Source organism: Streptomyces hokutonensis, from assembly GCF_042751305.1.
Lineage (GTDB): Bacteria > Actinomycetota > Actinomycetes > Streptomycetales > Streptomycetaceae > Streptomyces > Streptomyces hokutonensis_A.
In genome coordinates this window covers 148,921-155,888 of sequence record NZ_JBHYWD010000025.1, presented here as the reverse complement: position 1 = coordinate 155,888, position 6,968 = coordinate 148,921, and the positions used below count along the sequence as shown (strand labels likewise).

Genomic DNA, 6,968 nt, shown 5'->3' with positions numbered 1-6,968 from the left:
GCACTGTCCCCCACCGCCCCACCACCCCCGCACCTCCTGGCCCGCCACTACACCCGCAAACACGGCCCCGACGCCTACTACGGCAACCCGGCCCCGGAGGCGGCTCCCAGCTGACCGCAGCCGTCCACCCAACCGAACGCGATGACCTGCTCGTCCAGGTGCTTGGCCATCGCACTGACCTGTGACTTCGACAGCTGGGTTACGCCCAGGGACTCGGCGAGCTTTTCGACTCGGCGGGTGGAGACCCCCCAGCAGGTAGGCCAGGGGCCCGGCAAAGTCATGAAGTTAGGCCGTGACCTGCGGTGTCATAACTGCCGAGATGGGCCCGGCAGGTCTGAGAGCGGCGGGCGGGGCCCGGGCGGAACGATGGAAGCTCTCACACTCACCGTCGTCTGCCACGAAGGACGCCCGCCCGTTCATGCCATCTTCCTCGCTGACAACTGCTGCCCGCAGCCAGTGCCTTCTTGATCTCCTTGCCCAGCTCGCCGCCCCGCGGAAGAGACGCGGGCGGCGGCACTCGCTGGCTGGGCTGCTTGCCGTCGGCATCGCGGCGGTGACCGCGGGCTCAAGGTCGTTCGCCGCGAGCGGCCAGTGGGCCGCCGATGCCGGGGCCGACGTGCCGGCCGGGCTCGGAGCGGTCCGCGGGTCAGCGGAGGAGTCCACGTTCCGGCGCGCGTTCGCCCTGATCAGCGCTCGGGTACTCGACCAGGTCATTGGCGCCTGGCTTCACGCCAGGGCGACACAGGCCGACAGCTGGCTGGTAATCGCGGTCGACGGCAAGGCCATCCGTGGCGCCCGGAACAGGGAAAGGAAAGCTCCACACCTAGTCGCGGCCCTGGCGCACGGTATCGGCGCGGTCCTCGGCCAGGTCGCCGTGGACGCGAAGTCCAATGAGATCCCTGCCGTCCGGGACCTGCTGAAAGCGTTCGCTGACCTGGCCGGGGCGGTCATCACGGTCGACGCCCTGCACGCGCAGAGCGACACCGCGCAGGCCATCAAGCCGCTCCTCGACGGCATCGCCGAATACGAGCAGGCCATGCGCGACTACGCGTACCACGCACTGCGCATGTCCGCGTTCGTCGGCCAGAAGGTGATCGGGCACCTGCCTCTGCCCGAATAGGCACGAGCGTTGCTCGGGCGGTGCCCAAAAGCACCGCCCGAGGTCGCCGCCCACTCACACCGAACCGGCCACTTCCACAACATGCCGTGGCCGCTTGTAGCCCGACTTGTCTGGCTCCGCTGCGCCGCACGCGTCCGTACATGATCGGTACGTCGGTATCGGGACGACGAGGGGGCGGTGTGGCCGTGGGGGAGGAGTGCAGATCAGGACGGTGGAGGAGGCTGCCGGCCACGAGCTCGTCCTGGCGTTCGGGCGGCTGCAGGCAACGGCGAGCCGAACGGAGTACACCTCGGCCGGGCAGTAGAGGCGGAGCGTGGCATCAGCCATCTGGTCTTCGAGGTGCTGCTGATCCTCGGGCGCGCGGGCGAGCCGGGGCTTTCCGTTGACGGTCCGTCCGGGCCGGGCTCTCTTCCACCTGGCGCCCGGCCCTTCGGCTTACGGGGAGCTTGCACGGCGGAAATCCCTCCGTAACGCCAAACATGTCTACTCATATGCAACATTGATTCATAGCAGTAGACATCATGGAGGGATTCATGGCGACCGCCACCCCGGATCTCGCCGAGCTGGTCCGCGCCGACGGCATCGAGTTCGTCCTGGCCGTCTTCGTCGACCTGACCGGCAAGCCGTGCGCCAAGCTCGTCCCGGCCCAGGCCGTGGAAGAACTCCGGGACGCCGGCGTCGGTTTCGCCGGCTACGCGGCCGGTGCGCTCGGCCAGCAGCCCAGCGATCCCGACGTCATCGCCCGTCCGGACGCCGGCTCGTACACACCCATCCCCTTCGTGAAACCCGGTCTCGCACTGGTCCATTGCGACCCGTACGTGGAGGGGAAGCCCTGGCCCTACGCTCCGCGCGTCATCCTGCGCCGGCTGATCGAGCGGGCCGCCGGGCAGGGGCTGTCCCTCTCCGTGGGCGCCGAGGTCGAGTACTTCCTCGTCAACCGGGACGAGCACGGCGTGCTCAGCGTGGCCGACAGCCGCGACACCGCCGCCCAACCCTGTTACGACGCCCGCGGGTTGACCCGGATGTACGACCACCTCACCGCGGTCTCCAAGGCCATGAACTCCCTCGGCTGGGGCAACTACGCCAACGACCACGAGGACGGCAACGGCCAGTTCGAGCAGAACTTCCTGCACGCCGACGCCCTCACCACCGCCGACCGGGTCATCACCATGCGTTACCTGGTGTCGGTGCTGGCCGAACAGCGCGGCATGACCGCCACGTTCATGCCGAAGCCGTTCACCGACCGCACCGGCACCGGCATGCACCTGCACATGTCGCTATGGCGCGGCGACGACCCCGTCTTCCCGGACGCGACCGACGGGCGCGGACTCGGTCTCTCCCCGCTCGCCTACTCCTTCGTCGCCGGGATAGTCGAGCACGCGCGGGCCCTCCAGGCCGTCATCGCCCCGACGGTCAACTCCTACAAGCGCACCGGCGCGGTCTCCACCCGCTCGGGCGCCACCTGGTCACCGCGCATGGCGGGATACGGCGGCAATGACCGCACCCACTTCGTGCGCGTCCCCGACGGCAACCGCATCGAACTGCGCGGCGGCGACGGCGCCGCCAACCCCTACCTCGCCGCGGCCGCCGCCCTGGCCGCAGGCCTCGACGGCATCGAGCGCGGCCTCGACCCCGGCGAGCCGGGCGCGACCGGCAAGGGCCCCGCACTCCCGCCGACCCTCCTGCACGCCGTCGAGGCTCTCCAGGCGGACGACGTGGTCAGCGGAGCCCTGGACGCGGCCGGGGCCGGGGTGAGCCAGTACTTCGCCGACCTCAAGCGCGAGGAGTTCTTCGACTGGCACGCCACGGTCGGCCCCTGGGAGCTCGACCGCTACCTGACCGCCTTCTGACCACCTTCCGTTTTTGCCCCCTCCAGAAGGGACTTGAGATGTGCGGAATCGTGGGGCTCCATCTGCGTGAGCCCGCTCTCGAACCACGGCTCGGCGAGCTGCTGACTGCGATGCTGGGCCAGGTAGTCGAACGCGGACCCGACTCGGCCGGTGTCGCGGTCTACGGCGACCCGAACCTGTCCCCGCCAGGACGCGCCGTCGTCTCGCTGCTGGGTGTGACCCCGGCCGACGCGGAGGCCGCACTGCCGGGCACGACGGCCATCGCCGCCGACGCCACCACGGTCGTCCACGCGGACCTTTCCGTCGCCGCCCTGCTCGCGGCCGTCGCGGACGCACTGCCGCACACGACTGTCATCGGCTCCGGCACCGGCATGGCCGTACTCAAGGGCACGGGAAATCCCGTGGAGTTGGCCGAATCCTTCGGGCTCGCGAACGTCACGGGCTGGCAGGGCGTCGGCCACACCCGGATGGCCACCGAGTCGGCGGTCACTCCCGAGGGCGCGCACCCCTTCTCCGTCGGCCCCGGTCAATGCCTGGTCCACAACGGGTCGTTCGCCAACCACGCCACCATCCGGCGCGAACTCCGTGCCCGGGGAGTGGAGTTCGACAGCGAGAACGATTCCGAGGTCGGCGCCCGCTTCATCGCACACCAACTGTCCGAAGGCGCCGACCCGGAGAAGGCGCTGCGGCTGCTGTGCGAGCGCTTCGACGGCTTCTACACCCTGCTGGTGTCCACGAGTGACTCCTTCGCCATCGTCCGTGACGCCATCGCCTGCAAGCCGGCCCTCGTCGCCGAGACCGACGCGTGGGTGGCGATGGCCTCCGAGTACCGAGCCCTGGACGTCCTGCCGGGCGTGGAGAACGCCCGCATCTTCGAACCCGAGCCGGAAGAGGTGTACGTATGGCGACGCTGATCGACCTGGCCGAGACCCCGGTTCGGGAGCTCAATCAGGCCCTGCACACACCCTCGGCCGCGACCTGGCGGATTCTCAACCCGCGGGGCGCGCACGCCGTGGCCTGCGGCATCCGCGAAGACCTCGCCGTGGAGGTGGAAGGCCACGTCGGCTACTACTGCGCGGGCATGAACCAGCGCGCCACCGTCACCGTCCACGGGAACGCGGGGACCGGTGTCGCCGAGAACATGATGTCCGGCACCGTGCGCGTGCGCGGCAACGCCTCCCAGTCCGCCGGTGCGACGGCCCACGGTGGCCTCCTGGTGATCGACGGCGACGCCGCCGCGCGGTGCGGGATCTCCATGAAGGGCGTGGACATCGTCGTGGGCGGAAACGTCGGCCACATGAGCGCGTTCATGGGACAGGCCGGGCGACTGGTGGTCTGCGGTGACGCGGGCGACGCCCTGGGGGACTCCCTCTACGAGGCACGTATCTACGTCCGCGGAAGGGTCAAGTCCCTAGGTGCGGACTGCGTGGAGAAGGAGATGCGGCCCGAACACCACGCGGAGCTCGCCGAGTTGCTCAAGGCGGCGGAGCGGGACGAGGACCCGGCCGACTTCCGCCGCTACGGATCGGCCCGCGAGCTGTACCGCTTCAACGTCGACAACACGGCAGCGTACTGAGGGAGTTCGACACCATGGAACCCGCATCCCACGGCCTGCGCGAGTCCGCGACCTTCGACCGCGCCACCATCCACGCCATCCAGCGTGCCGCTGAGACCGGCATCTACGACATCCGCGGCTGGGGCGCCAAGCGCAGCCTTCCGCACTTCGACGACCTGCTGCTGCTCGGCGCCTCCATGTCCCGCTATCCGCTGGAGGGTTACCGCGAACGCTGCGACACGGACGTGGTCCTCGGCACCCGGCACGCCAAGAACCCCCTGCGCCTCGCCACCCCCGTCACGATCGCCGGCATGAGCTTCGGCGCCCTGTCCGCCCAGGCCAAGGAGGCGCTCGGCCGCGGCGCCAGCGAGGTCGGGACCTCCACGACCACTGGCGACGGCGGAATGACCCCCGAGGAGCGAGGTCACTCCAAGCACCTCGTCTACCAGTACCTGCCGTCCCGCTACGGCATGAACCCCGACGACCTGCGTGCCGCCGATGCCATCGAGGTGGTCCTCGGCCAGGGTGCCAAGCCGGGCGGCGGAGGCATGCTGCTCGGGCAGAAGATCACCGAACGTGTCGCCGGTATGCGGACGTTGCCGGTCGGCATCGACCAGCGCAGCGCCTGCCGTCACCCCGACTGGACCGGACCCGACGACCTCGCCATCAAGATCCTCGAACTGCGCGAGATCACTGACTGGGAGAAGCCGATCTATGTGAAGGTCGGTGCGACCCGGACGTACTACGACGTGAAGCTCGCCGTCCACGCGGGCGCCGACGTCGTGGTCGTCGACGGCATGCAGGGTGGTACGGCCGCGACCCAGGACGTCTTCATCGAACACGTCGGCATCCCCACCCTCGCCGCTCTGCCCCAAGCCGTGCGGGCGCTGCAGGAGTTGGGCGTCCACCGCGAGGTCCAGCTCGTCGTGTCCGGCGGCATCCGGGGCGGCGCCGACATGGCCAAGGCCCTCGCCCTGGGCGCGGACGCGGTCGCCATTGGCACGGCGGCTCTGATCGCTCTCGGCGACAACCACCCGAAGTACGACGCCGAGTACCGCCAACTCGGCTCCGCGGCAGGCTACTTCGACGACTACCAGGACGGCCGCGACCCGGCCGGCATCTCCACCCAGGACGAGGAACTCGCCGCCCGCCTCGACCCCGTGGAAGCCGGTCACCGACTCGCGAACTACCTCCGCGTGATGACCCTGGAGGCCCAGACCCTCGCCCGCGCCTGCGGCAAGGCCCACCTCCACCACCTGGAGCCCGAGGACCTGGTCGCCCTCACCATCGAGTCTGCCGCCATGGCGCGCGTTCCCCTGGCCGGCACCGACTGGATTCCCGGAGCCGTACGGTGATCGCCGTCGTCGGCGCCGGACTCATGGGTGCCGCCACCGCGTGGCAGCTCGCCCGGCAGGGCCACGAGGTCACCCTCATCGAGGCGTACGACATCGGCCACAAGCACGGCAGCTCCCACGGCAGTTCACGCATCTTCCGCCGCGCGTACGCCGACCCCTTCTACGTCGGCCTGACGGGGAAGGCGTACGAGGAGTGGCGCGAGCTGGAGCACGACAGCTCGACTCCCTTGCTGCGCACCACCGGTGGCCTCGACCTCGGTGAGGGACGCGACCCGGAGGGCCTGGCCGTCACACTGGGAGCGGCCGGAGTTCCGTACGAACTCCTCGGCCCGGAAGCCGCCTCGGAGCGCTGGCCGCAGATCCGCTTCGAAGGTCCGGCGCTGTATCACCCGGACGCGGGTGTCATCGACGCCTACGAGACCGTCGCGACGTGTGTGCGGCGGGCGATCGACCATGGTGCGGACGCGTGGATCGGGGTGCGCGTCGCGGGCATCGACGTACAGGCGAAGGTGCTGCTGCGCACCGACGACGGGCGCGAGCTGGTTGCCGACAGGGTGGTGGTCGCAACCGGGGCGTGGCTGCCGGAGCTCCAACTGCCCGTTGCGCTACCGCCGTTGAGGATCACCCAGCAGCAGGTTTTCCACTTCCGGCAGTGGGAGCCGTCCGACGCCTGGCCGATCCTGGTCTCCAAGGACGCGTCGATGCAGGTCTTCGGACTGCCGTCCGGCGCCGACGGCGGCCCGTTGCCCGCGGTCAAGGTCGCCGAGCACGACCGCGGCACCCCGACCACGACCACCACGCGCAGCGGGGTCGTCGACCCCGCCTCGCGCGCCCGCGTCGGCGATTTCGTCCACGACCGGCTCCCGGGGCTGGACCCCGAGCCGGTCGCCGAGACGACCTGCCTCTACACGACCACCCCGGACGAGGACTTCGTCCTGGACCGCCACGGCAGCCTCGTCATCGTCTCCCCGTGCTCCGGACACGGCGCGAAGTTCGCGCCGCTCATCGGCGCGATGGCGGCTGATCTCGCCACCGGCCGCAGCGAGCCCCACCCCCGCTTCCGTCTGGCACGCACGGCATAGGATGCG

The 6,968-nt window shown here is 70.2% G+C and carries 6 protein-coding genes and 3 pseudogenes; 8 read left to right on the top strand and 1 reads right to left on the bottom strand.

Annotated features, from left to right (window positions below):
- Positions 1–114: pseudogene (araD, locus tag ACFXC1_RS42345) on the top strand (L-ribulose-5-phosphate 4-epimerase); the annotation flags it as partial.
- Positions 115–134: 20 nt separating this feature from the next.
- Here the strand turns inward: araD and ACFXC1_RS42340 are convergent.
- Positions 135–248 (bottom strand): annotated as a pseudogene (locus tag ACFXC1_RS42340) (transposase); the annotation flags it as partial.
- 170 nt (positions 249–418) lie between these two features.
- On the opposite strand from ACFXC1_RS42340, the gene ACFXC1_RS42335 reads away from it, so the two are divergent.
- From ACFXC1_RS42335 to ACFXC1_RS42305, 7 genes and pseudogenes are all read left to right on the top strand, one after another.
- A complete protein-coding gene (locus ACFXC1_RS42335) occupies positions 419–1,120 on the top strand; it encodes an ISAs1 family transposase (protein WP_381253338.1) in 702 nt (233 codons plus the stop codon).
- A gap of 196 nt (positions 1,121–1,316) precedes the next feature.
- A pseudogene (locus ACFXC1_RS42330) lies at positions 1,317–1,504 on the top strand (MarR family winged helix-turn-helix transcriptional regulator); the annotation flags it as partial.
- Between the two features lie 149 nt (positions 1,505–1,653).
- Positions 1,654–2,970 carry a type III glutamate--ammonia ligase gene (gene glnT / locus ACFXC1_RS42325; protein WP_381253335.1) on the top strand — a complete coding sequence of 439 codons (1,317 nt, stop codon included), beginning with the start codon at positions 1,654–1,656 and terminating at the stop codon, positions 2,968–2,970.
- Positions 2,971–3,008: 38 nt separating this feature from the next.
- Positions 3,009–3,884 carry a class II glutamine amidotransferase gene (locus tag ACFXC1_RS42320; protein ID WP_381253332.1) on the top strand — a complete coding sequence of 292 codons (876 nt, stop codon included), beginning with the start codon at positions 3,009–3,011 and terminating at the stop codon, positions 3,882–3,884.
- The gene (locus tag ACFXC1_RS42315) at positions 3,872–4,546 is read left to right on the top strand and encodes a GltB/FmdC/FwdC-like GXGXG domain-containing protein (RefSeq protein ID WP_381253329.1); all 675 of its coding nucleotides are present in this window, start codon (positions 3,872–3,874) and stop codon (positions 4,544–4,546) included. The genes ACFXC1_RS42320 and ACFXC1_RS42315 overlap by 13 nt, the downstream gene beginning before the upstream one ends.
- Positions 4,547–4,560: 14 nt before the next feature.
- Complete coding sequence (locus tag ACFXC1_RS42310; RefSeq protein WP_381253326.1) at positions 4,561–5,880, top strand: FMN-binding glutamate synthase family protein; 1,320 nt, start codon at positions 4,561–4,563, stop codon at positions 5,878–5,880.
- Complete coding sequence (locus tag ACFXC1_RS42305; protein ID WP_381253323.1) at positions 5,877–6,962, top strand: FAD-dependent oxidoreductase; 1,086 nt, start codon at positions 5,877–5,879, stop codon at positions 6,960–6,962. Before ACFXC1_RS42310 ends, ACFXC1_RS42305 begins: the two co-directional genes overlap by 4 nt.
- Positions 6,963–6,968 lie beyond the last annotated feature (6 nt).

What these genes read in the sequence shown, in the direction of transcription:
- ACFXC1_RS42310 (WP_381253326.1), top strand. Translation starts at nt 4,561, where the DNA reads ATGGAACCCGCATCCCACGGCCTGCGCGAGTCCGCGACCTTCGACCGC.
- ACFXC1_RS42335 (WP_381253338.1), top strand. Translation starts at nt 419, where the DNA reads ATGCCATCTTCCTCGCTGACAACTGCTGCCCGCAGCCAGTGCCTTCTT.
- ACFXC1_RS42315 (WP_381253329.1), top strand. Translation starts at nt 3,872, where the DNA reads ATGGCGACGCTGATCGACCTGGCCGAGACCCCGGTTCGGGAGCTCAAT.
- ACFXC1_RS42320 (WP_381253332.1), top strand. Translation starts at nt 3,009, where the DNA reads ATGTGCGGAATCGTGGGGCTCCATCTGCGTGAGCCCGCTCTCGAACCA.
- glnT (WP_381253335.1), top strand. Translation starts at nt 1,654, where the DNA reads ATGGCGACCGCCACCCCGGATCTCGCCGAGCTGGTCCGCGCCGACGGC.